Annotated in this window: 20 protein-coding genes and 1 riboswitch; of the genes, 8 read left to right on the top strand and 12 right to left on the bottom strand. The window is 63.5% G+C overall.

Features of this window, described 5'->3' with window-relative positions; all coding sequences use genetic code 11:
* Positions 1-9 precede the first annotated feature (9 nt).
* From BC360_RS12770 to BC360_RS12760, 3 genes are all read right to left on the bottom strand, one after another.
* The gene (locus tag BC360_RS12770) at positions 10-1,443 is read right to left on the bottom strand and encodes an FAD-binding oxidoreductase (RefSeq protein ID WP_065795418.1); all 1,434 of its coding nucleotides are present in this window, start codon (positions 1,441-1,443) and stop codon (positions 10-12) included.
* A gap of 47 nt (positions 1,444-1,490) precedes the next feature.
* Positions 1,491-2,465 (bottom strand): L-threonylcarbamoyladenylate synthase, encoded by a 975-nt coding sequence (locus BC360_RS12765; protein WP_065795417.1) that lies wholly within the window; start codon positions 2,463-2,465, stop codon positions 1,491-1,493.
* A gap of 87 nt (positions 2,466-2,552) precedes the next feature.
* Positions 2,553-3,152 carry a DUF6656 family protein gene (locus BC360_RS12760; RefSeq protein ID WP_065795595.1) on the bottom strand — a complete coding sequence of 200 codons (600 nt, stop codon included), beginning with the start codon at positions 3,150-3,152 and terminating at the stop codon, positions 2,553-2,555.
* Positions 3,153-3,468: 316 nt separating this feature from the next.
* Positions 3,469-3,671, top strand: a riboswitch (cobalamin riboswitch).
* Between the two features lie 105 nt (positions 3,672-3,776).
* On the opposite strand from BC360_RS12760, the gene BC360_RS12755 reads away from it, so the two are divergent.
* Complete coding sequence (locus BC360_RS12755) at positions 3,777-5,021, top strand: aromatic ring-hydroxylating oxygenase subunit alpha (protein ID WP_065795416.1); 1,245 nt, start codon at positions 3,777-3,779, stop codon at positions 5,019-5,021.
* 1 nt (position 5,022) lies between these two features.
* Positions 5,023-6,120 carry a hybrid-cluster NAD(P)-dependent oxidoreductase gene (locus tag BC360_RS12750; RefSeq protein WP_065782717.1) on the top strand — a complete coding sequence of 366 codons (1,098 nt, stop codon included), beginning with the start codon at positions 5,023-5,025 and terminating at the stop codon, positions 6,118-6,120.
* Between the two features lie 44 nt (positions 6,121-6,164).
* Here the strand turns inward: BC360_RS12750 and BC360_RS12745 are convergent, their stop codons facing one another.
* Complete coding sequence (locus BC360_RS12745) at positions 6,165-7,226, bottom strand: glycoside hydrolase family 25 protein (RefSeq protein ID WP_065795415.1); 1,062 nt, start codon at positions 7,224-7,226, stop codon at positions 6,165-6,167.
* Between the two features lie 440 nt (positions 7,227-7,666).
* On the opposite strand from BC360_RS12745, the gene BC360_RS12740 reads away from it, so the two are divergent.
* Positions 7,667-8,080: a BA14K family protein gene (locus BC360_RS12740; RefSeq protein WP_065783034.1), complete on the top strand. Its 414-nt coding sequence runs from the start codon at positions 7,667-7,669 to the stop codon at positions 8,078-8,080.
* A gap of 57 nt (positions 8,081-8,137) precedes the next feature.
* Here the strand turns inward: BC360_RS12740 and BC360_RS12735 are convergent, their stop codons facing one another.
* On the bottom strand, positions 8,138-9,127 hold the full coding sequence (locus BC360_RS12735) for a transporter (protein ID WP_065782715.1): 990 nt from the start codon (positions 9,125-9,127) through the stop codon (positions 8,138-8,140).
* Positions 9,128-9,325: 198 nt separating this feature from the next.
* On the opposite strand from BC360_RS12735, the gene BC360_RS12730 reads away from it, so the two are divergent.
* The 3 genes from BC360_RS12730 (at position 9,326) to mcpU (ending at position 14,520) form a co-directional block, all read left to right on the top strand.
* Entirely contained in the window at positions 9,326-11,107 is a 1,782-nt protein-coding gene (locus BC360_RS12730; RefSeq protein ID WP_065795414.1) for an acyl-CoA dehydrogenase, read from the top strand.
* Between the two features lie 11 nt (positions 11,108-11,118).
* Entirely contained in the window at positions 11,119-11,871 is a 753-nt protein-coding gene (locus tag BC360_RS12725; protein WP_065795413.1) for a crotonase/enoyl-CoA hydratase family protein, read from the top strand.
* Between the two features lie 573 nt (positions 11,872-12,444).
* Positions 12,445-14,520 (top strand): methyl-accepting chemotaxis protein McpU, encoded by a 2,076-nt coding sequence (gene mcpU / locus BC360_RS12720; RefSeq protein WP_244512726.1) that lies wholly within the window; start codon positions 12,445-12,447, stop codon positions 14,518-14,520.
* Positions 14,521-14,862: 342 nt separating this feature from the next.
* Here mcpU and BC360_RS12715 read toward each other — a convergent pair whose 3' ends face one another.
* Together BC360_RS12715 and BC360_RS12710 are read right to left on the bottom strand one after the other, a co-directional pair.
* Positions 14,863-16,113 (bottom strand): class I SAM-dependent RNA methyltransferase, encoded by a 1,251-nt coding sequence (locus tag BC360_RS12715; protein WP_065795411.1) that lies wholly within the window; start codon positions 16,111-16,113, stop codon positions 14,863-14,865.
* Positions 16,110-16,880, bottom strand: a complete 771-nt coding sequence (locus tag BC360_RS12710; protein WP_065795410.1) for a TlyA family RNA methyltransferase — start codon at positions 16,878-16,880, stop codon at positions 16,110-16,112. The genes BC360_RS12715 and BC360_RS12710 overlap by 4 nt, the downstream gene beginning before the upstream one ends.
* Positions 16,881-17,129: 249 nt before the next feature.
* Between BC360_RS12710 and BC360_RS12705 the strand changes: the two genes are divergently transcribed.
* Positions 17,130-19,343, top strand: a complete 2,214-nt coding sequence (locus BC360_RS12705; RefSeq protein WP_244512717.1) for a methyl-accepting chemotaxis protein — start codon at positions 17,130-17,132, stop codon at positions 19,341-19,343.
* Between the two features lie 91 nt (positions 19,344-19,434).
* Here the strand turns inward: BC360_RS12705 and dxs are convergent, their stop codons facing one another.
* The 5 genes from dxs to BC360_RS12680 form a co-directional block, all read right to left on the bottom strand.
* Positions 19,435-21,372, bottom strand: coding sequence for a 1-deoxy-D-xylulose-5-phosphate synthase (gene dxs, locus BC360_RS12700; protein WP_139110008.1), 1,938 nt, complete (start codon positions 21,370-21,372; stop codon positions 19,435-19,437).
* Between the two features lie 212 nt (positions 21,373-21,584).
* Positions 21,585-22,508, bottom strand: coding sequence for a pirin family protein (locus BC360_RS12695; RefSeq protein ID WP_065782701.1), 924 nt, complete (start codon positions 22,506-22,508; stop codon positions 21,585-21,587).
* A gap of 116 nt (positions 22,509-22,624) precedes the next feature.
* A complete protein-coding gene (locus BC360_RS12690; RefSeq protein WP_025426149.1) occupies positions 22,625-22,876 on the bottom strand; it encodes an exodeoxyribonuclease VII small subunit in 252 nt (83 codons plus the stop codon).
* 2 nt (positions 22,877-22,878) lie between these two features.
* Entirely contained in the window at positions 22,879-23,808 is a 930-nt protein-coding gene (locus BC360_RS12685) for a histone deacetylase family protein (protein WP_065795408.1), read from the bottom strand.
* A gap of 63 nt (positions 23,809-23,871) precedes the next feature.
* On the bottom strand, positions 23,872-24,846 hold the full coding sequence (locus BC360_RS12680) for a zinc-dependent alcohol dehydrogenase family protein (protein WP_065795407.1): 975 nt from the start codon (positions 24,844-24,846) through the stop codon (positions 23,872-23,874).
* A gap of 16 nt (positions 24,847-24,862) precedes the next feature.
* Between BC360_RS12680 and BC360_RS12675 the strand changes: the two genes are divergently transcribed.
* Positions 24,863-25,264 (top strand): acyl-CoA thioesterase, encoded by a 402-nt coding sequence (locus BC360_RS12675; protein ID WP_065782695.1) that lies wholly within the window; start codon positions 24,863-24,865, stop codon positions 25,262-25,264.
* Positions 25,265-25,270: the final 6 nt, after the last annotated feature.

Here is a 25,270-nt window from a genome sequence, read left to right as displayed (position 1 = left end):
ACAGCGCCGTCAGTCCGCCCGCAGCACCTTATCGGGGTTCATGATGCCCGCCGGGTCGAAGGCGTGCTTGATGCGGCGCATCAGCTCGATCTCGATCTCTGGGCGAACGGCGGCGAGTTCGTCGCGCTTCAACTGCCCGATACCGTGTTCGGCCGAGATCGAGCCGTTGTATTTCAGCACGATGCCGTGAACGATGGCGTTCATTTCCCGCCAGCGATCGAGAAAGGCCTGTTTGTCGGCGTCGACGGGCTGCGAGATGTTGTAGTGAATGTTGCCGTCGCCCATATGGCCGAAGGAGCAGATGCGCGCGCCCGGCATCGCCCGCATGACGGCAGTATCGGCCTCTTTCATGAAGGCCGGAATGCTCGAAACGGGAACGGAAACGTCATGCTTGATCGAGCCGCCTTCCGGCTTCTGCGCCGGCGACATGCTTTCGCGCATGTGCCACAGGGCCTTGCGCTGTTCTTCGCTGGTCGCAATCACCGCATTTTCGACAAGACCGGCGACGATGCCCTGCTCCAGCAGTTCATGCACCATGCGTTCGGCGCTTTCGGCGGAGTCGGAGGTGGAAATGTCGATGAGCACATACCACGGGTGAACGGTTTCCATCGGATCGCGCACATCAGGAATGTGCTTCGTCGTGAACTCGACACCAAGCCGCGGCATCAGTTCGAAACCGGTGAGCGCGGTCCCGCAGAGGCTTGACGCCTTGTCGAAGAGAGCCAGCGCATGCTCGACGCTGCCGACGCCGGCAAAGGCTACCTGATGGCCAAGGGGCTTCGGAAACATCTTAAGCACCGCGCCGGTGATCACGCCAAGCGTGCCTTCGGCACCGATAAACAGATCGCGCAGGTCGTAGCCCGTATTGTCTTTCTTCAGCCGCCGCAGCCCGTCCCAGATTTCGCCAGTCGGTAGCACCACCTCAAGGCCCAGGCAAAGCTGGCGCATGTTGCCATAGGCAAGCACTGCCGTGCCGCCGGCATTGGTCGATAGGTTGCCGCCGATGCGGGCCGAGCCTTCCGACCCGAGCGAAAGCGGAAACAGCCTGTCGTTGTCGTCGGCCGCCTTTTGAATGTCGGCGAGGATGCAGCCGGCATCGGCAACGATGACATTGCCGACGGGGTCGAGATCGCGAATCCGGTTCAGCCTTTGCAGCGACAGGACGATATCGGCCTTGCCTTCGCGCGGGATCTGACCCGCCACATGGCCGGTGTTGCCGCCCTGCGGAACGATTGCCGTTCGGGTCACGGTTGCAAGCTTCATGATGCGCGACACTTCCTCGACGGAACCGGGGCGAAGCACCATGGGGGTGGTGCCCTTATAGAGCCCGCGGGATTCGATGAGATAGGGCGCAAGGTCTCCCGGGTTCGTCAGCGCATTGGCGCTGCCGACGATGTCGATGAAGGAGGCGATCAGTTCGGGAGAGGGGAGCGTCGTCGTCATGGCCCTGCCTTCGCAAATGCGCCCGCCGGCGCTTCAGTGTCGGTCGATCAGTCTCTGGGGGCGGCCGCACGCTGCAGCCGGTCGAGGATCGCCTCGCCCAACCCTTCGGAAGGGATCGGGCCGAAGGCGATGGTTGCGGCACCGCTGGCGTCCGCCCTCTTCATATAGTCGAAAAGATTGGCAGCCGCCTCGCGCAGGCTGCCTGCCGGGCTGAGGTCCAGCACGATCGCGGCGTGTTCTTCGCCCGGCAGCGCTGCATTGCCGAAGCGGATCAGGGCTTCTCCCGGGCGCACGTCGCCGACCGCAAGCCGTACCGCCGCACCCGGCGCGTAATGCGAGGCGAGCATGCCAGGCGCCTCGATCGTCGCTCCGGCGCTCTCGGGCCTCGAGACGGCAAGGCCCGTCAATTTTTCGATTTCGCAGACGTCGAGACCGCCCGGACGCAGCAGATGCAGCGCCCCGTCCTCAACCTTGATGATCGTCGATTCAAGGCCGATCTCCGCCGAGCCGGCGTCGAGAATGAGCTTGAGGCGTGGGCCGAGATCGGCGTCAACATGGGCAGCACTGGTCGGGCTGATCTTGCCCGAGGTATTGGCACTCGGGGCGGCGAGCGGGCGGCCGAAACGGGCGATCACCCGACGGGAGAAACCGTCCGGCATGCGGATGCCGAGCGTGTCGAGGCCGGCCGAGGCGAGCGCATGCACGGAGCTTGCAGCGCGCTGGGGCAGGATCAATGTCAGCGGTCCAGGCCAGAAGGCTTCGGCCAGACGCCGGGACAATGGGTCGAATGTCACATGGGCTTCGGCCATCGCAATATCGGACACGTGCGATATCAGCGGGTTGAAGCGCGGACGCCCCTTCATTTCATAGATGCGGCTGATTGCATCCGGATTGGTGGCATCCGCTGCCAGGCCGTAGACCGTCTCGGTGGGGATGGCGACGGGCTCGCCTTCGGCAAGCACGGTGCAGGCACGCTCGATCGCCCGTTCCGGCTCGGTCCGTGTATCGATGATTTCGGCCATGTCGTTTCCGTTTCCCTTTCCGAGGCTTCCTTAAAGGAGCCACGTCGAAAACAGAACGATTTTCTTCAAGGGATGCGGGTCGGCTGTTCAAAGACTGCGGATGATGCGCCTCAGTGCCTCGTCGCGCGCGCCGAGCATCAGGACATTCTTGAGCGCAACCTTCGGGTCGTCGGTGCGAAAGATCAACCCGTTGTCGCGGACGCTGCGATTGATGGTCATCTGACCCTCCTGCGCATCGGGTTCGATGGCGACGGCGAAATACATCCGGGAATAGCCCGTCTGGATGCGTTCGAAGAAGTGTTTTTCGTCGCCGAGGTCGCAGAAGAAGTTGGCAAAATAGAACGACCAGGTGACGTCCTTGGATTGGGCGAGATGCGTCCTGGCCGCCGTCACATGGCAATAGCCCAGATGCGGCCGGCCGGCGAGCGTGCGGTGGAAGATCATCTTCGGAAACTGGATCGAGGTATGGAAGCCGTTGATCCGCTTGTGCGTCGTTTCGCCAGCGGTCGTCAGCTTGTGGCCGGTGCGCGCGGCAACCTCGTCATAGCTCAGATAACGCCGTTCGCGCTGCGACCATTGGCGTCGATCGATCCGGCCGGTGCGCAGGAATTCCGTATGGGCCGCCACTTTCGGAGCGATCGTGGGCAGCTTCTCGGCTGCGGCGTCGTAGTATTTGAGCTTTGCCATGAACTTCAATGCGCTGTTTGCCGGTTCGGCCGGTTTCTCCGTCAGGCGACGCTAATGCATTATGGTTAATGGAAGATTTCACGCACGTGTGGGGATCCGCCTCAGCGAAACGAGAAGGCATGTCGCAAACTGGCGAAGGTCACGCGCTTTCACGCAAGCCTTGCCGGAAAAAGCGACAATTGCCCAATCCTTGATCTATCCCATTGTTTACAATGAAAAATGATCAAGCATGAGGCGTTTCGGACACTCGATGGGCGGTGTCGTCTTTCTGGAATCGGATGTCGTTAATCGGCAGTTGCGACGGCGGGCTCCGCGATTAGATATCCCTACTCAAGGTGCCGCCTTTTAGGGAGGGCGGAGAATTGGGAAGCCGGTCAAATCCCGGCGCTGCCCCCGCAACGGTGGTGGAGCGAAAGCCTCGGCACAAAGCCACTGGACGGTATCGTCCGGGAAGGCGCCGGGCTGGTCCTTGCGGACGGCTCCTGAGCCCGGAAACCAGCCTTGACGCGAATAGACCGTAACGGGTTGCGGCGGGCAGCCGGATCGGAGCCGTGATCGCACAGGCAATGCGCCTGCGCGGGTTCCAGTCCTGCCTCTCCGAAACAAGGCGAACGAGGACAGGACATGGACATCAAGGGCGATATGCTCCGCAAGCTGAAGGGTCGACGCGACGGCTACAGCCTCGACCGGGCCTTCTATACCGACCCCGACTACTACAGGCAGGATCTCGAAAGCATCTGGTACAAGGACTGGCTGTTCATCGGCCATGACTGCGAGATCCCACGCGCCGGCAACTATTTCACCGTCCAGGTCGGCGACTATCCCGTCGTTATCGTCCGTGACCGGCAGGGTACGATCCGCGCTTTGCACAACTCCTGCCGCCATCGCGGCTCTCGCGTCTGCTCGCAGCACAAGGGCTCCTCGGCCAAGCTCGTCTGTCCCTATCACCAGTGGACCTACGAGCTTGATGGTACGCTGCTCTTCGCCCGTCAGATGGGTGAGGATTTCGACAAGGCCGCCCACGGCCTGAAGCCGATCCACTGCGAGACGGTCGGCGGCTACATCTTCATCAATCTGTCCGAACAGCCGATGGATTTCGCCCCGTTCCGCGACATGGTCGCGCCCTATCTCGCCCCGCATCGTCTCGGCGAAACCAAGGTCGCCTTCGAAAGCACGATCATCGAGAAGGGCAACTGGAAGCTCGTCTGGGAAAACAACCGCGAGTGCTACCATTGCGCCGCAAATCATCCCGAACTCTGCCGCACCTATCCTGAAGCGCCGACGGCGACCGGTGTGCAGGGCGCCAAGGATGATCCGGTCATTGCCGCGCACTGGGCGAAGTGCGAAGCGGCCGGTCTGCCGAGCGAGTTCCGCATGTCGGATACCGGCCAGTTCCGCTCGGCGCGCATGCCCTTGATCGATGATGCCGAGAGCTACACCCTGTCCGGTGCCCGCGCCGTGCGGCGGCAGCTGTCTGCAGACGTCAGCCAGAAGCATATCGGCACGCTCCTGCTCTTCCATTATCCGTCGACCTGGAACCATGTGCTGGCCGACCATGCCATTACCTTCCGCGTCCTGCCGCTCGGGCCCGAGCTGACGCAGGTGACGACGAAGTGGCTGGTCAACAAGGACGCCGTCGAAGGTGTCGACTACAATCTCGAGGAACTGACGCATGTCTGGACCGAGACCAACGACCAGGACCGGCAGATCGTCGAGGAGAACGCCTTCGGCATCCGTTCTCCGGCCTACCAGCCCGGCCCCTATTCGCCCGATCACGAAGGCGGCGTGATGCAGTTCGTCGAGTGGTACTGCAAGTTCATGGAACAGCGCCTGCAGGGCGCCGCTGCACCGCTCTTCCGGGTCGCCTGACATGCAGATGGCATCCTCGTTTCATCACTTCGATGAGCTTCATGTCTGGATCGACAGGCAGCATATGCTCGAATGCACATCGGCGGTCGTCGAGACCGCCGATGTGATGACCTTTACCTTCCGGCCCGAGAAGCCGGCCTGGTTCCGCTATCTGCCCGGGCAGTTCGTCACGCTCGAACTACCGGTCGCTGGCGACGATCCGGTGATGCGGACCTACACCCTGTCGTCGACGCCCTCCCGGCCGCTGTCGATCGCTGTCACCGTCAAGGCACAGGCTGACAGCATCGGCACGCGCTGGATGTTTGATCATCTGAAGCCCGGCATGCGGCTGAAAGCCTTCGGCCCGCTCGGCGATTTCAGCTTCGTGCGGCATCCCGGCGAAAAATATCTCTTCATATCGGCGGGTTCCGGCGTCACGCCGATGATGTCGATGACGCGGTGGATGGCGGACTGCATTCCCGAGACCGACGTCACCTTCATTTCCTGCGCCCGACGGCCGGACGATCTTCTGTTTCGCTCGGAGCTCGAAGTGCTGGCGCGCCAGATGTCCGGCCTGAACCTCGGATTTGTGGTCGAGGGGCATGAGGCCCGGCACGGATGGCACGGGCTGCGCGGTCGCATCGACGGCGCCAAGCTGCCGCTGCTTGCGCCCGATTTCATGGAGCGTACGGTTTTCTGCTGCGGTCCGGAACCGTTCATGCGCGGCGTGCGCGAGCTCTTGAAGGCGGCCGGCTTCGACATGAGCCGCTACCACGAGGAAAGCTTCCAGCCGGCCGCAGCACCGGCAGCCGAGGAGATCGCAGTCAGGGCAGGGGCGGCAGCCGACGCCGACGCGCAAGGTGCCAAGGTGGTCTTCACCATGAGCGGCAAGGAGATCGAGGCCAGGCCCGGCCAGACCATCCTGCAGGCGGCGCGGGCCAATGGCGTCAGGATCGGTGCGGCCTGCGAAGGCGGCATCTGCGGAACCTGCCGGGTGATGAAGGTCGCCGGCGAGGTCGAGATGAACCACAATGGCGGCATTCTCGACGACGAAATCGACGAGGGCTACATCCTTGCCTGCTGCTCCCGGCCGCTCGGAGACGTGCAGATCGAAGCCTGACAGTGGTGACGGTCGCGGGGGGCGTATTCCCCGCGGCCGGCCCATCAGCGGCTGGCCGCCAGCCGCACCGCGCGGTCGTGTCGGCCGAAATCGATCGATCCGGTCGCCATCATGTCGACGCCTTCACCGGCTGCGCTCACAGCTTGGGCACGGCTGACGAGCAAGGGTTGGCTTTCGATTGTAGCCGCTGCCTCGGCAGCGCTGGATGTGCCGGCCCCCTCATCGGCCATGGCTACGAAAATCAACGGCATTGGCTTTTCGGGCAGCAACGTCCCACCGGCCCAGATCGATCGCAACGCGGTCCTGTTCATCGCCGCGACATTGACGTCGATGTCGTCGAGCGTGCCGGGCACGCGGTAGGGACAGCGGCGTTTGCCGCAATTGATCCCCGACGAGAACTGCCACAGCGCATAGCTGTTCCAGTTGCCCATCGGGAAAACCTGACGGATATCCGGCTTGTAGCGGGCATACCAGAGCGGAAGCCGCGACAGCAGGCGATGTTTGGAGCGGTTTGCCGCGATGTACTTCGCCGTGACGTGGTTGGTGTAAAGCATCGGGTAGCGGCCGGTGCGGGTCTTGATGTGTCCGGCAAAGATCGCTGCATCTTCGAGCGACATGTATTTTTCGTGATCGATACCCTCGAGGTCGAGCACCATCAACTCGTCGTCGCGCGGATCGGCATAGTCGAGAAAGTGATTGGCCTGATCGACCGGATTGCCCGGGCGGGCGAGATGATAGGCGCCCCACAGCAAGCCATGGGAGCGGGCGAGCATCCGCCGTGTCTGGTAGAGCTCGCGGCTGACCGCGTACTTTCGCCACATCGTCTTGCAGTGGGCGACCGTGTCGCCGCCATGGTCGCCGGTGCACGAGAAGCTTTCCGGCAAGCCGTCGGAGGCCTTGGCGATGAAGCCGGAGATGCGCTTGTCCGCCAGCATTGCCTCCCAGTCGATGCTGTTCATCTCATAGGCATCGACGATGATGGCGTTTGATTTCGATTTCCAGGGCTCCAGCTCGCCGGCGCGTGCATTCGCCGCCGCGAAAGCCAGACCCAGAAGGGTCGCGAGGCGCAGAATCATCCTTAAGGTGGAGATATACCGCTTAGCCATTCAATGAGATTGCCGACACTACAGTTAATTGACAGTTAATTGATCGTAAATCCCAGTCCCCATGGCGACTGTGCTTGAGACGGGTGCGAATGTATACAGACCTACGGCTGTATATCAGGAGCTTCTTTCGGACGGTTGTCGGCGCATTTGGCCGGTCGATGCGCCACTTTTTTACAGCTTCCACGCGCTCGATCGCGTCTTGGCTCAAGCGTGCGCCGGCGCGGGCGCAAGGGTTGGCCCGGATGCCGAACATGGAACAAAACCCGTCACTTATGCGTTGTGAGGCGATTTCGGTTTTTACCAGTTGGGGCACGGCTGAGGAATGTCCCCGGATCGGTATCGACACGGGGATGAAATCGCGCAAAAGTGGAGTTGTCATGCCGATCCGCACGCGTCAGGAGCGACGCACGGAGCCCTTTATGGAGGATTTGATGAAGACAATGACAGGCAAGTGGTTCTCCGCAGTGATCGCCGTTGCGGTCTTGGTGACCTCGGCCGCACCGTCGCAGGCCTTCATGCCGACGCCGCCACGTGTTGAGCGACAGACGGATGCCACTGAGATTCAGTATCGTCGTCCCGGCATGGAGCGTCGCGGCGGGTATTACTATTACAATGGCTATCGCGGCTACAACTATCGCCGCCCGGGCTATCGTTACTACAATGGCTGGTGGTATCCGATGGCTGCTTTCGGAGCCGGCGTGATCATCGGTGGCGCGATCGCTAGACCGCCGACAAATTACCCCAATCGCCATGTTCAGTGGTGCTACGACCGCTATCGCTCGTACAGGGCTTACGACAACACCTATCAGCCCTATGGCGCCCCGCGCCGGCAGTGCTACTCGCCCTATAGCTAAGGCGGGATGTTGGAGAAGGCCGGGGCGTGACCCCGGCCTTTGTCATTCCGGGAGCGGCTAAAGAATGCCGATCCGCCTGAGGATCCACCAGGCAAGGCCTATGGAAAGCGCGATGAACAGCGCCGCATACAGCGTGCCGCTGCCATCGGCGAAGGGAAGGGCACCCGTATTCATGCCGAAGAAACCGGTGACCAGCGTCGGCGGCAACAGGAAGGCCGTCATCAGCGACAGAATGTAGAGGTGCCGGTTGGTTTCGGACGAAATCTTGCTGTCGATCTCCTCGTGCAGCAACCTAGCGCGCTCCTGGAGCGCGAAGACGTCGCGGTCGACGGCCTCGAGCCGATCGGAGAGGCGCTCGGTGACGTCGATGAAACCGGGCGGCACCTCGTCCTCCTCCGAAGCGCCGGCGCGGCGAAGCAAAGCAAGGATCGTGCGCAGATGCCGGTGAAGGCGAACCACCGTCCGGCGCAAGGGCGCAAGGCCCGGCTGCTGCCGGTGACCGGCCTCACCATAGACATGATCTTCGATGACGTTCAGTTCTTCGGTCAGTTCGAGCACCAGCGAGATCAGCGTCCGCTGGAACTCGACGACGAGCATCTCGAAGAGGTCTATCGGCCGGGCGCATTTGGTGCTCTTTTCGACCGCGGCCTTCACCCGGTCGATGCTGCGCAGCGGATGCAGCCGGGTGGTGATGATCACCCTGTCGCTGACGGCAAAATGCAGCCAGCCGATCGTCTTCGTCACCGCATCGAAGGTGCGTTCGAAATCGACCAGCGTTCCGTGCACGATGTCGTCGGAAACGGTGATGGCGGCCTGGGTGTCGTGGCTGGTCAGCGTCGTTACGGCGGTTGGCGGCAGGTTGCCGATCCGCTCGATGAGCGCCGGCGTGCGGGCGTCCGAAAGTGCCAGATGCAGCCAGATCCAGCCGTCGCCCTTGAGCAGGCCGTCAATCGAGGCATCGTTGGCGATGCGCTGGCATCGGCTTTCGCCCGGCAGAAAGCGGTAAGCCCAGACGAGGCCGGGTATCTCAGGGGAAATCAGGTTCATTTGAACGCCTTGGCGAGGGCCATCGTTACTGGCTTCTATGCGTCGTTGATGACAGTTTTGTTACAGGGCTGTCTTGGCCGGCAGCCATCGCCACAGGGGCTGAATTGACGTTGACGTTTACGTAAAAATCAATAGTGTTCGGCCAAACGAAGATGCGCCGGAAGCTGCGAAAGCGCTCCGGTATCTGGGAGGATCATCATGTACAAGGCACCCGTTGACGAGATTGCATTCACGCTGAAGCACGTGGCCGGCATGGCCGGCGCGCTGGAAAGCGGCGCCCTTGGCGACCTCGGGGAGGATCTCGTGGATGCGATCCTGTCAGAAGCCGGCCGTTTCGCGACGGAGGAAGTGGCGCCGCTCGGCGACGTCGGCGACAGGCAGGGTTCGCGCCTGGTCGATGGCAAGGTTCAGACGCCGGACGGTTGGCGTGATCTCTATCACAACTGGATCGGCGGCGGCTGGAACGGGTTGACGGCGCCGGAAGAATTCGGCGGCCAGAACCTGCCGCATATGCTGCATGTCGCGGCCATGGAAATGTGGAACGCCGGCTCGATGGCTTTCGCGCTCGGCCCTACGCTGACCATGGGCGCTGTCGACGCGCTGGAGAAGCACGGCTCGGAGGCGCTGAAGGCGACCTACCTGCCGAAGATGGTGTCCGGCGAATGGACCGGCACCATGAACCTGACGGAGCCGCATGCCGGCTCCGATCTCGGTGTTCTCAAGACGCGGGCCGAGCGCCGCGACGACGGCACCTATCGCATTTTCGGCCAGAAGATCTTCATCACCTGGGGTGAACACGACTTCACCGACAATATCGTCCATCTCGTTCTGGCGCGGCTGCCGGACGCGCCTGCGGGCACCAGGGGCATTTCGCTGTTCCTCGTGCCGAAGTTCCTGGTGAACGCCGACGGCTCGCTCGGCGAACGCAACGATCTGTTCTGCCACTCGCTCGAGCACAAGCTCGGCATCCACGGCTCGCCGACCTGCACGATGATCTATGGCGACGGCAAATTCGGCGCCGAGAAAGGTGCTATCGGCTACCTCATCGGCGAGGAGAACCGCGGCCTTGCCTGTATGTTCACGATGATGAACAACGCCCGGCTTGCCGTCGGCATGCAGGGCGTCGCGATCGCAGACGCTGCCACCCAGAAGGCGATCGCCTTTGCCAAGGAACGCACGCAGGGCAAGGCTCCCGGCTGGTCCGGCCAGGGCATGAGCCCAATCATCGAGCACCCCGATGTCGCCCGCATGCTGCTGACGATGAAGGCCCTGACGCAAGGGTCGCGCGCCATCGCCTATGCCTGTGCCCATGCGGTGGACATGGGCCATGCGACAGACGGCGACAAGGCCAGGCATTGGCAGGAGCGCTCCAGCCTGTTGACGCCGATTGCCAAGTCGTTCGCCACCGATGCCGGCGTCGATGTCGCCTCGCTCGGCATCCAGGTGCACGGCGGCATGGGCTTCATCGAGGAGACCGGTGCCGCCCGTTACCTGCGCGACGCGCGCATCGCCCCGATCTATGAGGGCACCAACGGTATCCAGGCGATCGACCTCGTCACCCGCAAACTGCCGCTTTCGGGCGGCGAGCATGTCCGCGGGTTTATTGCCGAATTGCGCGAGATCGGGACGGCGGTCCGCGCGTCGAACCGGGGCGGTTTCGGCGACACGGCAGCCCGGCTCGATGCTGCGCTCGACGATCTCTCCGACGCGACCGAATGGCTGCTTGCGGCTGTTTCGGCCGGCAAGCTCACCGAAGCGCTCGCCGGCGCTACCGCCTATCAGCGCCTGTTCGGCCTCGCCTTGACCGGCGTCTATCTCGCCAAGGGCGGTCTCGCCGAAGCGTCCGACGGCAAGGACGAGCAGCGCATCGCTCTCAGCCGCTTTGCCGCGGAAAACATGCTGGCGGAAACTTCCGCCTTGAAGGATCGTGTCGTTACCGGCGCCGACAGCCTCGCTGCCGCGCGCGCCGTCTTGGGTTGAGAGGAAAGATCATGACCGACCAGGTGCTTGTCGAACGTCCGGATGCCTATCCGGGTGTCCAGGTCATCCGCCTCAACCGGCCGGAAAAGAAGAACGCCATCACGCGCGACATGTACGCGAAGATGACCAACGCACTGACCGTCGCCGGTAGCGATCCCGCCGTTCGCGTTACCGCGTTTCTTGGCACCGATGGGTGCTTTTCCGCCGGCAACGACATGGCCGACTTTCTGGCGTTTGCCATGGGGGGCAGCATGGGCACGGAGGTCATCGATTTTCTGAAAGCGCTGGCGAGCGCGGCCAAGCCGGTCGTCTCCGGTGTCGACGGGCTCGCGATCGGCATCGGCACGACGATCCACCTGCATTGCGACCTGACGATCTCTTCCGCCCGCTCGGTCTTCAAGACGCCCTTCGTCGATCTGGCCCTGGTGCCGGAAGCGGCATCGAGCCTGATCGCGCCGCGTATCATGGGGCATCAGCGCGCCTTCGCGCTGCTTGCCGCCGGCGAGCCGCTGGAGGCGCGCGATGCGCTCGAGGCCGGGCTGATCTGGAAGATCGTCGGCCAGGATGCTGTCGAGGAAGAGACGCTGTCACTCGCCGCGCGCCTTGCCAAGAAGCCGCCGGAGGCCCTGCGGATCGCCCGCGATCTCGTCCGTGGTGATCGCAGCGACGTGATTGCGCGCATCGACGAAGAGGCGAAGCATTTCGCGGCGCAGCTGAAAAGTGCCGAGGCAAGGGCGGCCTTCGAGGCATTCATGCGTCGCTGAAGCATGGCGCGCAAAAGTGCGCAGCGGTTTTGCGACAACGACATGCGCAAGAAAAACAAGAGCTTAAAGCGCAATAGTCGAAGCCTACTGCATAATTCCTTAAATCGGAATCGATTTAAGGAGAAAATTATGCAGCAGGATTCAAGCGTTACAGCGTCCTTTGCGCGTCATATTTGACGCGCGGCGCTGCAGCGATCGCTGCATGCTTTCGGACGTTTTGCGGCGCCGTTTCCCCACGTTGGGACAAGCAAAGTCGGGGCGGCCTTTTAGCCGCCCCATTGTGAAGATCGCGTTGCTGCCGGCATCCCGAACTTGCATATGTCAATTTTAATCGCTTCTTAAATAGCGATCGCTAGCGTGCGGCGCGATAGGCCTACCCTCATGAGGGTGGCCCCGGCCGCATGAGGCATGGCTGGCCCCGCCTTTTTGGCATGTTCAACGTTTTCCCGAGGCTTGACCAACCACCATTCCGGCGGTTGAGCGATGCTGCGCGCGAAAATCATCGAGAGCTCATGTCCGGCGAAGCACGCCGGCCCCTGTTAGGAGCCCATCTTGTCCAAGCGATCGAACCTCATGACGCGCATTCTTGTCGCCGCGTCCTGTGTCGTTGTCACCGCGTTTGCCGGCTTTTCCGTCTATATCGACACGCTTCAGCACGATACCACCACCAAGGCGGTCGAAGAAAACATCGCGTCCTCCGGCGTCCAGGCGGCACAGAGCGTTGCCAAGTGGCTGAACGGCCGCGTTACATTGACGGCGATGGTGGCCGACGCCGCCGGTCGTGCGACCGACGACAACGGCGTCCAGCCGATCCTCAAGAACGACGTACTGACGAACGAGTTCATCTCGACCTATGTCGGCAACGAGAGCGGCAAGTTCATCACCTGGCCGGACAATCCGATGCCCGCCGGCTACGATCCGCGCCAGCGCCCGTGGTACCAGCAGGCCGTCAAGGCCGACGCACGCGTTCTCACCGAGCCCTATGTCGACGCCTCGACCGGCGACCTCATCATCAGCGCTGCCGTTCCGGTCAAGCGCGACGGCAAGCTTTACGGCGTCACCGGCAGCGACTTCTCGCTGGAAACGCTGGTATCGATGGTCAAGGGCATCGACGTCGGCGGTGAGGGCTTTGCCTTCCTCGCCAACAAGGACGGCCAGATCCTCGTCCATCCGGATTCCAAGCTCGTCACCAAGACGCTCTCCGATGCCTTCCCGAACGACACGCCGACGATCGGCTCCGGCATCATGAACACCGAACTCGACGGCAAGCCGATGATCGTCAGCTTCGTCCCGGTTCAGGGTCTGCCTTCGGTCGAGTGGTATGTCGGCTTCGTCATCGACGCCGATGTCGCCTATTCCGCCATCGACCAGTTCCGCATTGCCGCGACGGTCGCGACCATTCTCGCCGTCGGCGTCATGCTCGTCTTCCTTGCAACCTTCCTCAACCGCCTGGTCATCCGCCCGGTCACCGACATGACCGGCGCGATGGAGAGGCTTGCGGCCGGCAACCTCGAGGTCGAAATCCCCGGCGAAGACCGCCGCGACCAGATCGGCTCGATGGCCGCCGCCGTTGCCGTCTTCCGCGCCAATGCGGTCGAGCGCGCCCGTCTCGAAGACGAGGCTGATGCAAACCGTTCGCTGTCGGAGCGCGAGCGTCTGGAGCGCCAGGCCCGCGATGCCCGTGATGCGGCCGAAGTGCAGCAGGCGGTCGATGGTCTGGCAACTGGTCTTGGCCGCCTGGCCGAGGGCGATCTCGCCTACCGCATCGACAATCCGTTTGCCGATCGTCTCGACCGGCTGCGCGCCGACTTCAACAACTCGGTCGCCAAGCTGCACGACACGCTCTGCGCCGTCGGGGCGAACGCCCGCGGCATCGATGCCGGTGCAACGGAAATCCGTTCGGCCGCCGACGATCTGGCCCGCCGCACCGAACAGCAGGCAGCCTCGGTCGAAGAGACGGCAGCGGCCCTCGAAGAGATCACCACCACCGTCAAGGATTCCGCCCGCCGCGCGGAGGAAGTCGGTGCGCTGGTCGCCCGCACCCGTACTGGCGCCGAGAAGTCCGGCGAGGTCGTAGCCAATGCCGTCGAGGCAATGCATGCGATCGAAAAGTCGTCGGGCGAAATCTCCAACATTATCGGCGTCATCGACGACATCGCCTTCCAGACCAACCTTCTGGCGCTGAACGCCGGCGTCGAGGCGGCCCGTGCCGGTGAGGCCGGCAAGGGCTTTGCTGTCGTTGCCCAGGAAGTGCGTGAGCTTGCCCAGCGCTCGGCCAATGCGGCCAAGGAGATCAAGGCGCTGATCACGACCTCGGGCAACCAGGTGCGCAGCGGCGTGACGCTGGTCGGCGATACCGGCAAGGCGCTGGAAACGATCGTCGCCGAAGTGCAGGAGATCAACAAGCATGTGAGCGCGATCGTCACGGCGACGCGCGAACAGTCGACGGGGCTTCAGGAGATCAACACGGCGGTCAACACGATGGACCAGGGCACGCAGCAGAACGCGGCGATGGTGGAAGAGCAGACAGCGGCAAGCCACGGCTTGGCTTCGGAAGCCGCCTCGCTCAATGCGCTTCTCGCCCAGTTCAACCTCGGCAATGCGCAAGGTGCTTACGCCGGGAACGGTGGTCGCCGTCGCGCGGCTTGAACCTAGCGCAGTTCTCGCGCCGCTGGCAGAATGACGCAAAAACAGAGGGATAAGGCGTTGCCATGATTCAGTATGGCAGCCGCTTCAAACCCAACGCAAACAAAAGGCCCGGGAAACCGGGCCTTTTGTTTGCTGGTAGTGCTGACGTCGGACGCCAACCTCTCATCTCGTCATCCTCGGGTTCGACCCGAGGATCCAGTTCCCGTGGAGAAACGTGCATGGCATTCGAGGCGCTGGTCTGGATGCTCGGGTCAAGCCCGAGCATGACGGGGGGAAGGCGATGTGGATCAGCGGTGACCCTGTGTAGGTCGGCAATCTCACGCCCCGTCTCCCGGGCCCTTCCTATTTCTCGAGCGTTGCGACGGCCTCGACATGGGCCGACCAGAGGAACTGGTCGATCGGCGTGACCGACGTGATGCGGTAACCGGCGGCAACGAGGATCGCGAGATCGCGGGCAAGCGTTATCGGATTGCAGGAGACGGCGACGACCTTCTTGACGCCGGAGCGGGCGATCTCCTGGCACTGCACTTCGGCGCCCGCGCGGGGCGGATCGAACACGATGGCGTCGTAGACCTTGAGTTCCTGCGCCATGACGGGGCGGCGGAAGAGATCGCGCTTCTCGATCGTCACCGGCTTCAGCCCTTGCGTGTTGCGGGCGGAAAAGTCGAGCGCCTTCAGCGCTTTGTCATCGCCTTCGACCGCGTGCACCCGCGCCTTGCGGGCGATGCGCAGCGCGAATGTGCCGCTGCCGGCAAACAGGTCGGCAACGCGCTTGGCCTTGCCGATATGATCGAGCACCAGCGCCGCCATCGCCTCTTCTGCGGCAAGCGTTGCCTGGGTGAAGCCGCCGGGCGGCGGCGAGACGGCGACGCCACCGAATTCGATCACCGGCTTCGTCGGTTCGACGATGATCTCGCCATTGAGGCTGACGCGGGCGATGCCACGTTCGCCGAGAACCGTTTCGACGGTGCGCCGGCGTTCGCGGTCGCCAAATCCCTTGATGCCATCGACGGAGAGGTCGAGGCCCGAAAGCGTTTCGAGAACAGTGATGCGGAACGGTTCGGCATTGACGGCCATGGCCGCGCCGATCTTGCCGATGGTGGCGAGCCGCGAGACGATGCCCGGGCTCGCGACGGGACATTCCGAAATCGCGACGATGTGATGGCTTTCCGCCTGGTTGAAGCCGAGAAGCAGGTCCTTCTCGGTCTTGCGGGCCGTGAAGACGGCGCGGCGGCGCTCGCCGGGATGGGCGACGATCAGTGGCGCGACATCAGGCTTCAACCCCTTCGACTTCAAGGCGCTGATCACGAGACCGCGCTTGAAGGTCTGGTAAAGACCATCGGCGGCATGCTGCAGCGTGCAGCCGCCGCAGGTGCCGTTCTGACCGTCCGGGCCGAAGTGGCGACAGCGGGGCTCGACGCGGTCCGGGGATGCTTCGCGCAGCGAGATCAGTGTGCCTTGAGACTTGTTGACGGCAAGCGCCACGCTTTCGCCCGGCAGCGTGAAAGGCGCATAGACGGGGCCGGCCTCGGTCTCGGCGATGCCGTCGCCCTGCGCGCCCAGGCGGGCGATGGTCAGGGTCTGGGTGCTCATGGCTTTTTCCCGGCCAGCAGGAATTCGACATTGCCGTCGCCGCCTGATATCGGCGAGGGAATCAGGCCGAGGCTCTGCCAGCCCATGTCTTCGACCAGCCAGCGCTCGAGCTCGGCGGCGACCGCCGGCGCGCTATCGGGATCCTTCAGCAGGCCAGCCTTGCTGATGGCATCGCGACCGGCTTCGAACTGCGGCTTGACCAGCAGGATGCAATGCGCGCCGGGAAGCGCCATCTCAAGCGCCGGCGGCAAGGCAAGCTTCAGCGAAATGAAGGAAACGTCGGAAACGATGAAGGTGACGTCGCGGTTCTCGATGTCGTCCTCGGTCATCGCGCGGGCGTTGAGGCCCTCGATGCTGGTGACGCGCGGATCGCCGGAGATGCGCGGATGGATCTGACCATGGCCGACATCGATGGCGACCACATGCTCGGCGCCGCGCTTCAGAAGCACTTCGGTGAAGCCGCCGGTGGAGGCGCCGATATCGACGCAGCTTTCACCGGCGGGATCGAGTGCGAAATGATCGAGCGCTGCGGCAAGCTTCAGCGCTGCGCGCGAGACATAGTCCTGCGCCGGGTCATCGATGGTGATGGTCACGCTCTCGGCAAAGGCCAACGACGGCTTGGTGACCGTGCGGCCGTCGACCTTGACCGTGCCGCGCTGGATCGCGTCGCGGGCGCGGGCGCGGCTGGCGACCAGTCCTGTGTTGAGCAGCAGCTGGTCGAGACGGACTCTGTTCTTGTGTTCTTCATTCTGGCGTTCTTCTGACATGTGTTTCTCATGGAGCCTTGCCGGCCTTATGGCAAGCCCCTTCGCTGCGGGACGGCTCGGAACGGCGGCAAAGACATGGTGGCAAGACCCCTAAGGACATAGATGAATATTCACGTGTCCTTAAATGATGCGTGGCACTTTGGCCCAATGTCGCAGCCTGCATGATGTGGGCCCTCCGCTCCAAATCGGACCTCCCGACACATCTGATCATCCCCGACCTGACGCCGCCCGGCGCAAGGAGTTTCCCGCATGTCCCGCTTCCATCTCAGGCTTTCGCACCGCATCGGCCTGCTCGTGCCCATCGCTGTCGCCGGCATTCTCGCCATCGTCGCCATCTTCCTCGTGGAGCGGAGCATAGAGGAGGACTACCGCCGGCAGGTGCAGGCCCATAGGGACGCGGATCGCACACTCCTGGTGCTTGAAAGCCAGCTCCTGCAGAACCGTCGCGCAGAGAAGGACTTCTTGCTGCGGCGGCAGGAGAAATACGCTGCCTCGCATCAGGAAATCGCCGCCAAGGCGAGTGAGACGATCGCCGCTCTCGGCAAGCTACTGTCCAGCCAGTCGACGCTGTCGCAACTCAAGCTGATCTCCGAGGGCTACGAGCGCTACCTCGGCGAGTTCGTGGCGGTGGCCGACGCCAACCGCACGCTCGGCCTCGAGCCGTCAGCCGGCAAGGAGGGCGTGATGCGTGCTGCCGTTCACTCGATTGAGGAGGCGCTGAAGTCCGTTTCGGACAAGGGACTGCAGGCCAGCATGCTGACGATGCGGCGCCACGAGAAAGACTTCATCATGCGGCGCGATCACAAATACGTCGAGAAGCATGTCGAAGAGGTGAAGGCCTTCGCGGGTTTCCCAGCCGAGACGTTCGGCGGCAAGGAAAACCAGGCCAAGATCTTGGCGGCATTGGAGGATTACAGCGTCGCCTTTGCGGACTACGCCGCGCTGGCTGAAAGCGAGACTGCGTTGCGCACGCGGATGTCGGAGACCTTTTCGACCGTCGAACCGATCTTCGAGCAGATGGCGACGGCGATCGGGGCCGAGAAGGCTGAGGCCGAGACCGAAAGTGCAGCGATGCAGCATTTCGCCGAGAAAATCGCGCTTGGCGCGGTCCTGGCGGCCATCGCCATCATCGCCGCAACGGTCTTCCTCGTCGGCCGGACGATTTCCAAGCCGATCGTGGCGACTACCCGTTCGATGACGCGCCTCGCCGATGGCGATACCGCATCTGCCATTCCCTATGCCGGCCGGAAGGATGAAATCGGCGAAATGGCCGGCGCCGTCGAAATCTTCAGGCAGGCGGCGATCGCCAACCAGAGGCTGGAGGCGGAAGCCGCGGAAAACCGCACGCGTGCCGATGCAGAGCGGGCGCGCCTGCAGGAGGAAGCCGAAGCCGCGGCACAGGCGCGCCTTCGCCAGGCAACCTCCGGTCTTGCCGGGGGCCTGCAGCGCCTGGCGGCCGGAGATCTCGCCTTTCAACTGACCGAGCCCTTTGCGCCGGATTTCGAGCAACTGCGTCATGATCTGAATTCGGCCGTGTCACGGCTCGGCGATGCGCTGGCGGCGGTCGCCGATTCCAGCGGCTCGATCGACGGCGGCTCGCGCGAAATCAGCGAAAGTGCCGACGACCTGTCGCGGCGCACGGAACAGCAGGCCGCATCGCTTGAGCAGACCGCGGCCGCCCTCGACGAGATCACCGCCAACGTCACGAGCTCGACCCGGCGTGCCGAAGAGGCGCGCATCGTGGCGGGCGAGGCAAATTCAAGCGCTGCCAAATCCGGTGTCGTGGTCGCAAGTGCCGTCGAGGCGATGCGCCGGATCGAAAGCTCTTCCGGCCAGATCTCCAACATCATCGGCGTCATCGACGAGATCGCCTTCCAGACGAACCTGCTGGCACTGAATGCCGGCGTCGAAGCGGCGCGCGCGGGCGAGGCCGGCAAGGGCTTCGCCGTCGTTGCCCAGGAGGTGCGCGAGCTTGCCCAGCGCTCGGCAAAGGCTGCCAAGGAAATCAAGGACCTGATCCGCAATTCCAGCGTCGAGGTCGAAGGTGGGGTCAAGCTGGTACGCGATACCGGCGAGGCGCTGAGAGCGATCGGTGGTCACGTGGCCACCATCAACCAGCACATGGACGCGATCGCCATTTCGGCGCGCGAACAGTCGGTGGGCTTGAGCGAAGTTAACACTGCCGTCAACCAGATGGACCAGGTGACGCAGAAGAATGCGGCGATGGTCGAAGAGGCCAATGCCGCCAGTGCCCAGCTTGCCAGCGAGGCCGGCCGCCTGCGTGAACTGATCGCCCGCTTCACCTTGCCGGGCCGCCCGAATGGCGCGGTCGCCGCGAGCGATTTGCGCGCCATGGCACGCACGATGGCGGCGCCGCCGGCGCCGATGCGCACGGCAAGTGCCGCCCGTCCCATGTCGCATGGCAATGCGGCTTTGGTGCAGGACGATTGGCAGGAATTCTGATCGCCATTGGAAAGAAACAAGAAAACCCCGGTTGATCGCCGGGGTTTTTTACTGTCTCGGAATCCGCGGATCTTCCTTCGGACGCGCAGCCTTAGCTAGCCGCGCCGATGCCGATATCCTGCTTCTGGCCGAGCGCCTTGAACACCGTCGAGACGATGCCGGCGCGGTCGAGGCCGGCGGCGGCGTACATCGCTTCAGGCTTGGCCTGCTCCATCCAGATATCGGGCATGACCATCGGGCGGACCTTCAGGCCGCCGTCGAGCAGGCCGTCTTCGGCGAGGAACTGCAGCACGTGGCTGGCGAAGCCACCGACGGCGCCTTCCTCGATGGTGATCAGGACTTCGTGATGGCGCGCAAGCTGGCGGATGAGGTTGTGGTCGAGCGGCTTGGCAAAGCGCGCGTCGGCAACCGTCGTCGAAAGGCCCGCCGCGTCGAGATCTTCGGCGGCCATCAAACAGTCGGCCAACCGGGTGCCGAAGGAAAGCAGCGCCACCTTGGAGCCCTGCTTGACCACGCGGCCCTTGCCGATTTCCAGGATCTGGCCGCGCTCCGGCATTTCGACGCCCACGCCTTCGCCGCGCGGATAGCGGAACGAGATCGGGCCGGCATCATAGGCTGCAGCCGTGCGCACCATATGTTTCAGCTCTGCCTCGTCGGCGGCCGCCATGACGACGAAGCCGGGCAGGGTGGCGAGATAGGTGGTGTCGAAGGAGCCCGCATGGGTCGGCCCATCGGCGCCGACGAAGCCGGCACGGTCGATCGGGAAACGCACCGGAAGGCCCTGGATCGCGACGTCGTGGACCACCTGGTCGTAACCGCGCTGCAGGAAGGTCGAGTAGAGAGCCGCAAACGGCTTGTAGCCCTCCGAGGCAAGGCCCGCCGCAAAGGTCACCGCATGCTGTTCGGCGATCCCGACATCAAAGCAGCGCGAGGGATGGGCAAGCGCAAACTTGTCGAGTCCGGTGCCGGACGGCATGGCGGCCGTGATCGCGACGATCTTGTCGTCGAAACCGGCTTCCTGCGTCAGGGCTTCGGCAAAAACCGTTGTGTAGGCGGGGGCGTTCGGCTTTGCCTTGGCCTGCGCGCCGGTGATGACATCAAACTTGTTGACGCCATGGTATTTGTCGGCAGCGGCTTCGGCGGGTGGATAGCCCTTGCCTTTCTGCGTCACCACATGGATCAGCACCGGCCCCTTGGCGTTGTCGCGCACATTGCGCAGCACGGGCAACAGGTGCTCGAACGAATGACCGTCGATTGGGCCGATATGGTAGAAGCCCATCTCCTCGAACAACGTGCCGCCGGTGACATAGCCGCGCGCGTGCTCGACGGCGCGGGTGATCGCCCGGTCGACCGTCTTGCCGAGGTAGGCCGTCAGCTTCTTGCCGACTTCGCGGATGCCCATATAGGTGCGGCCGGAGGCGAGGCGTGCCAGATAGGCGCTCATCGCGCCGGTCGGCGGTGCGATCGACATGTCGTTGTCGTTGAGGATGACGATCAGGCGCGCATCGAGCGCGCCGGCATTGTTGAGCGCCTCATAGGCCATGCCGGCGGAAAGCGCACCGTCGCCGATGATGGCGATGACATTGCGGTTCTTGCCGTCGAGGTCGGCGGCAACGGCCATGCCGAGGCCGGCGGAAATCGAGGTCGAGGAGTGGGCGGCACCGAAGGGATCGTATTCGCTTTCGGCGCGACGGGTGAAGCCGGAAAGGCCGCCTTCCTGGCGCAGGGTGCGGATGCGATCGCGACGGCCGGTCAGGATCTTGTGCGGGTAGCACTGATGACCGACGTCGAAGATCAGCCGGTCATGCGGCGTGTTGAATATCTTGTGGATGGCGATCGTCAACTCGACGACGCCCAAGCCCGCGCCGAGGTGGCCGCCGGTGCGCGAGACCGCATCGATCATCTCTGCACGAACTTCGCCGGCAAGCTCCGGCAGATCCCTGTCGTCGATCTTCTTCAGATCGTCGGGAAAGGTCACCTTGTCGAGCAGGGGGGTTGCCGGCATCGGGGTGGTTGGCAGTTGTGTCACGCTGCATGCCTCATGCGCACCGCACGGATCGGGTGCGCGATAGTTGGTGGTACCGTTAAAGCGGCTCTTTAGACGCAATTGTCGCTGAATGCAAAATTAGGCTTTCCTGCGTCGTCGTCCAAGAGACTACCGCATGATTCCCTGAATCGAAATCGATTTAAGGAAAGATGCGGCAACTGGAAGCGGCAACCTGTCGCCATTATCCCATGTCCTCAACCGGCCGGCAGGGGCACGAATTCCTCCTCGTCGCCGGGCACGATGTCGAAGCGGCCGGTGCGCCACTCTTCCTTGGCCTTTTCGATGCGGTCCTTCGACGACGACACGAAATTCCACCAGATGTGGCGGGCCGAGCCGAGTGCCGCGCCGCCGAACAGCATGACATGACAGCCGAGCGGACCGGCGGTGACGGTGATTTCGTCGCCCGGGCGAAAGACCAGCAGCTGGTTGTCGGCGAAGTGATCGCCGGCAATGATCGCATCGCCGGACAGGATGTAGAGCGCACGCTCTTCCCAATTGGCGGCAAACGGTGCGCTCTTGCCGGGCGCGATGTTGAGGTCGACATAAATCGTATCGGTGAAGACGGCGACCGGCGACTTCTGTCCTTCGAAGCTGCCGATCACGACCCTGGCGTCGATGCCGCCGTCGCTGAGCTGCGGCAGCACGTGCCGTTCCGTGTGGTCGAAGATCGGATCGATCTCTTCCTTGTGGTCTGGCAACGCCAGCCAGGTCTGCAGTCCTGAAATCGAGCGTTCGTGCCCGCGTTGATTTTCCGGCGAGCGCTCCGAGTGAACGATGCCGCGGCCAGCGGTCATCAGGTTCACGTCGCCGGGGCGGATGACCATTTCGGTGCCGAGGCTGTCGCGGTGCTTGATCTCGCCGTCGAACAGATAGGTGACGGTCGAAAGGCCGATATGCGGATGCGGCCGAACGTCGATCGCCTCTCCCGCGCGCAAGAGGGCCGGACCCATGCGGTCGAAGAAGATGAACGGCCCGACGAGCCGCCGCTTGGCGGTCGGCAGCGCGCGGCGAACCTGCAGGCCGCCGATGTCGCTGGTGCGCGGGATGATCAGGTGTTCGATGGCATCGCAGGCGGGCTTGTCGCCGGCGAGCGGGTCGGGGCCTGGAAAGAAGGACATGGTGCACGCTCCCGTTGTTCATGTGGTCTTGAACGACCCTAGCGCCTGACGCAGGTTGCGGGTAGGCGCTAGGCGAAGACGCAGCGTTTCCGGACGTTGACCAATCCCGGGGCCGGTTACTCCGCGTCGAGCGGTTCCACGCCCTGCGGCTTGCCAGCGCGGTCGAGCCTGATCTTTTCGATCCGGTCCTCGGCAGCCTTCAAGAGCGCCTCGCAGTGCTTCTTCAGAGCTTCGCCGCGCTCATAGATCTCGATCGACTTGTCGAGCGCGACGTCGCCGCGTTCCAGCGCCGAGACGATGCGCTCCAGTTCTTCGACGGCTTGCTCGAAGGAGAGGGCCGAAACGTCCGGTTGCGTGGTGGTGGTCATGGTTACCCTCTCATCAGTCTTAGAATATGCATGCCGGCCGACTCGGCGAGCCCCTGCAGGTCATAGCCGCCCTCGAGCAGGCTGACCATGCGGTTGCCGGCGCTGCGGTCGGCGATCTCGTGCAGGCGGCCGGTCGCCCAGTCGAAATCCTCGGCGACAAGGTTGATCTGCGCCAGCGGATCGCGGTGGTGGGCATCGAAGCCGGCCGAGATCAGGATGAAGTCCGGCCGGAAGTTGGTCAGCGCCGGCAGGACGCGGGAACGGAATGCCTCGCGGAAATGCTCGCTGCCGGTGTTAGGCGAGAGCGGCGCGTTGACGACATTGCCCTTCACGCCGGTTTCGTCCTTGGCACCGGTGCCGGGATAAAGCGGCATCTGGTGGGTGGAGCAGAAAAGCACCGACGGATCGTCCCAGAAAATGTCCTGCGTGCCGTTGCCATGGTGCACGTCCCAATCGACGATCGCGACGCGCTCGGCCCCATGCGCCACCTGTGCGTGGCGGGCGGCGATCGCAACGGTGTTGAAAAAACAGAAGCCCATGGCCTTGTTCTTCTCGGCGTGGTGGCCGGGCGGACGCGCGGCGACGAAAGCGTTGTCGGCCTTGCCCGTGAAGACCGCGTCCACCGCCTCGACCGCACCGCCGATGCCGGTCAGTGCCGCCTCGAGGCTCAAGGGACTGGCGTAGGTGTCGGCTTCGAGATCGTTGATGCCTTCTTCGGGGATGGCGCGCTTGACGATGCGAAGATGCTCCTCCGGATGCACCAGCAGCACGAGGTCTTCGCTTGCCTTCGTCGCCTTTATGCGCTGGAGGCCGGCGAAATTAGGATGTTCGAGCGCAAGGTTCAGCGCCTTCAGCCGGTCCGGCCGTTCGGGATGACCTTCCGGAACCTCGTGTTCCAGGAAGACCGGATTTTCATAGAGCAGCGTGGTCATGCCCGGAAACTAGTGCTCCAGCCTGCCAAGGTCCATGGCGCGTCGAAGGGAAAGTGCCGATTTTCAACAGCGCGTATCGATGAGCAGCTTGCCGTCGCGATGCGGGTCCTCTTGATGCGCCAGGGCCTCATCGAGGCGGCTGAGCGGATAGATCAGCGCAATGCGGCTCGAAAAAATACCGGAGCGAAAACCGGCAAAACTCTGCGCGAAGGCCTCTTCGATGGCCTGCCGTCCGGCGGCGTGCACCCAGGTTCTCAACCACAGGAAGGAGAAGCGCACATCCGGCCGCGCCTGGATCGCCGGTATCGGCACGGGCACGCCGCTCAAGGCGCCATACTGGATGAACGCAGCGCCGGGCAGGAGCGTTTGGCCGATGAGGTCGCCGGCAAACCGGCCGCCGACTGCGTCGAGAATGGCGTCGAAGGCAAGGGTCGAAGGGACATGCCCCGCATCGGCGACGACGATTTCGCCCACGGCGTCGGAAGCCAGCCGCACGGCGCTGCGTTCGCTGCGAACGATCCCGACCGGCCTTGCGCCTTCGCCTGCTAAGAGCTTCATCAGCATGCCGCCTATGGCCGAGCCCGCGGCGGTCACGCCGATCCTGCGACCGGCCATCGATCCGAAATGGGCCCTGAGCGCTTCGATGAGCCGAATTGCCGTCAGCGGATTGACGTAGCTGGTTGCCGCCTGCCGGTCGTCGACATCGTCAGGCACCGCAAAGCACCATTCGGCAGGGCGCACCAGATATTCCTGCCAAAGGCCGCTCGCGCCGATCGGGATCACCCGATCGCCGGGCTTCAAGGTCTCGACGCCGGTGCCGACGCGGGCAATTGTGCCGACGCCTTCGAAGCCGGGCACGAAGGGCAGGGTGGTGCGGGCACTGTAGGCACCGGTGACCGGAATGAGGTCGGAGGGATTGATGGCCGAAAAGGAAAGGGCGACCTCGACCTCGCCGGGCCCGGGCGGAACGCGCTCGGCATCGACGAGCGCAATCACTTGTCGCGGATCGCCGAACTGGCTAACGAGGGTGGAGCGCATTCTAAGAGGACCTCGCATGGACGGCAGGGAGAGGGACAACGTCACGGAAATCCGCATTCCGTTTCGCGATATAGACATGCATGGCCACATGCACAATGCCGCCTACTATGCCCATGCCGAAGCGGCACTTTCCCACCTCTGGCGGCATCGACCGTCGGTCGTGCATGAGCCTGCCTATCTCGTTCGCCGCTCGGCCTGCGTCTTCCATCGGGGCTTGCGCTATGATGAGCCGGCGCGCTTCATCGTCACTGTCGCCAAGATTGGCGGAAGCTCGGTCAGCTTTGCCGTGCGCGTCGAGGCGGCCGGGCAGCTTGCGGCCGAGCTCGAGATCGTCTGGGTCGCCGTCGATCGCGAGCGGCACACGCCGCTGCCGGTGCCGGCTGCAACCCGAGAATGGCTCGGCAGCTACATTCTCTGAACCACC

This window comes from Ensifer sp. LC163, assembly GCF_001695855.1.
GTDB lineage: Bacteria > Pseudomonadota > Alphaproteobacteria > Rhizobiales > Rhizobiaceae > Ensifer.
This window is presented reverse-complemented; position numbering and strand designations above follow the sequence as displayed.

Bases quoted from the DNA above. Each gene is read 5' to 3' on its own strand.
- BC360_RS12680 (WP_065795407.1), bottom strand. From the start codon at position 24,846: ATGCGCTCCACCCTCGTTAGCCAGTTCGGCGATCCGCGACAAGTGATT.
- BC360_RS12675 (WP_065782695.1), top strand. From the start codon at position 24,863: ATGGACGGCAGGGAGAGGGACAACGTCACGGAAATCCGCATTCCGTTT.
- BC360_RS12695 (WP_065782701.1), bottom strand. From the start codon at position 22,508: ATGTCCTTCTTTCCAGGCCCCGACCCGCTCGCCGGCGACAAGCCCGCC.
- BC360_RS12690 (WP_025426149.1), bottom strand. From the start codon at position 22,876: ATGACCACCACCACGCAACCGGACGTTTCGGCCCTCTCCTTCGAGCAA.
- BC360_RS12745 (WP_065795415.1), bottom strand. From the start codon at position 7,226: ATGGCTAAGCGGTATATCTCCACCTTAAGGATGATTCTGCGCCTCGCG.
- BC360_RS12740 (WP_065783034.1), top strand. From the start codon at position 7,667: ATGACAGGCAAGTGGTTCTCCGCAGTGATCGCCGTTGCGGTCTTGGTG.
- BC360_RS12750 (WP_065782717.1), top strand. From the start codon at position 5,023: ATGCAGATGGCATCCTCGTTTCATCACTTCGATGAGCTTCATGTCTGG.
- mcpU (WP_244512726.1), top strand. From the start codon at position 12,445: ATGACGCGCATTCTTGTCGCCGCGTCCTGTGTCGTTGTCACCGCGTTT.
- BC360_RS12755 (WP_065795416.1), top strand. From the start codon at position 3,777: ATGGACATCAAGGGCGATATGCTCCGCAAGCTGAAGGGTCGACGCGAC.
- BC360_RS12710 (WP_065795410.1), bottom strand. From the start codon at position 16,880: ATGTCAGAAGAACGCCAGAATGAAGAACACAAGAACAGAGTCCGTCTC.
- BC360_RS12770 (WP_065795418.1), bottom strand. From the start codon at position 1,443: ATGACGACGACGCTCCCCTCTCCCGAACTGATCGCCTCCTTCATCGAC.
- BC360_RS12735 (WP_065782715.1), bottom strand. From the start codon at position 9,127: ATGAACCTGATTTCCCCTGAGATACCCGGCCTCGTCTGGGCTTACCGC.
- BC360_RS12765 (WP_065795417.1), bottom strand. From the start codon at position 2,465: ATGGCCGAAATCATCGATACACGGACCGAGCCGGAACGGGCGATCGAG.
- BC360_RS12760 (WP_065795595.1), bottom strand. From the start codon at position 3,152: ATGGCAAAGCTCAAATACTACGACGCCGCAGCCGAGAAGCTGCCCACG.
- BC360_RS12705 (WP_244512717.1), top strand. From the start codon at position 17,130: ATGTCCCGCTTCCATCTCAGGCTTTCGCACCGCATCGGCCTGCTCGTG.
- BC360_RS12685 (WP_065795408.1), bottom strand. From the start codon at position 23,808: ATGACCACGCTGCTCTATGAAAATCCGGTCTTCCTGGAACACGAGGTT.
- BC360_RS12730 (WP_065795414.1), top strand. From the start codon at position 9,326: ATGTACAAGGCACCCGTTGACGAGATTGCATTCACGCTGAAGCACGTG.
- BC360_RS12725 (WP_065795413.1), top strand. From the start codon at position 11,119: ATGACCGACCAGGTGCTTGTCGAACGTCCGGATGCCTATCCGGGTGTC.
- BC360_RS12715 (WP_065795411.1), bottom strand. From the start codon at position 16,113: ATGAGCACCCAGACCCTGACCATCGCCCGCCTGGGCGCGCAGGGCGAC.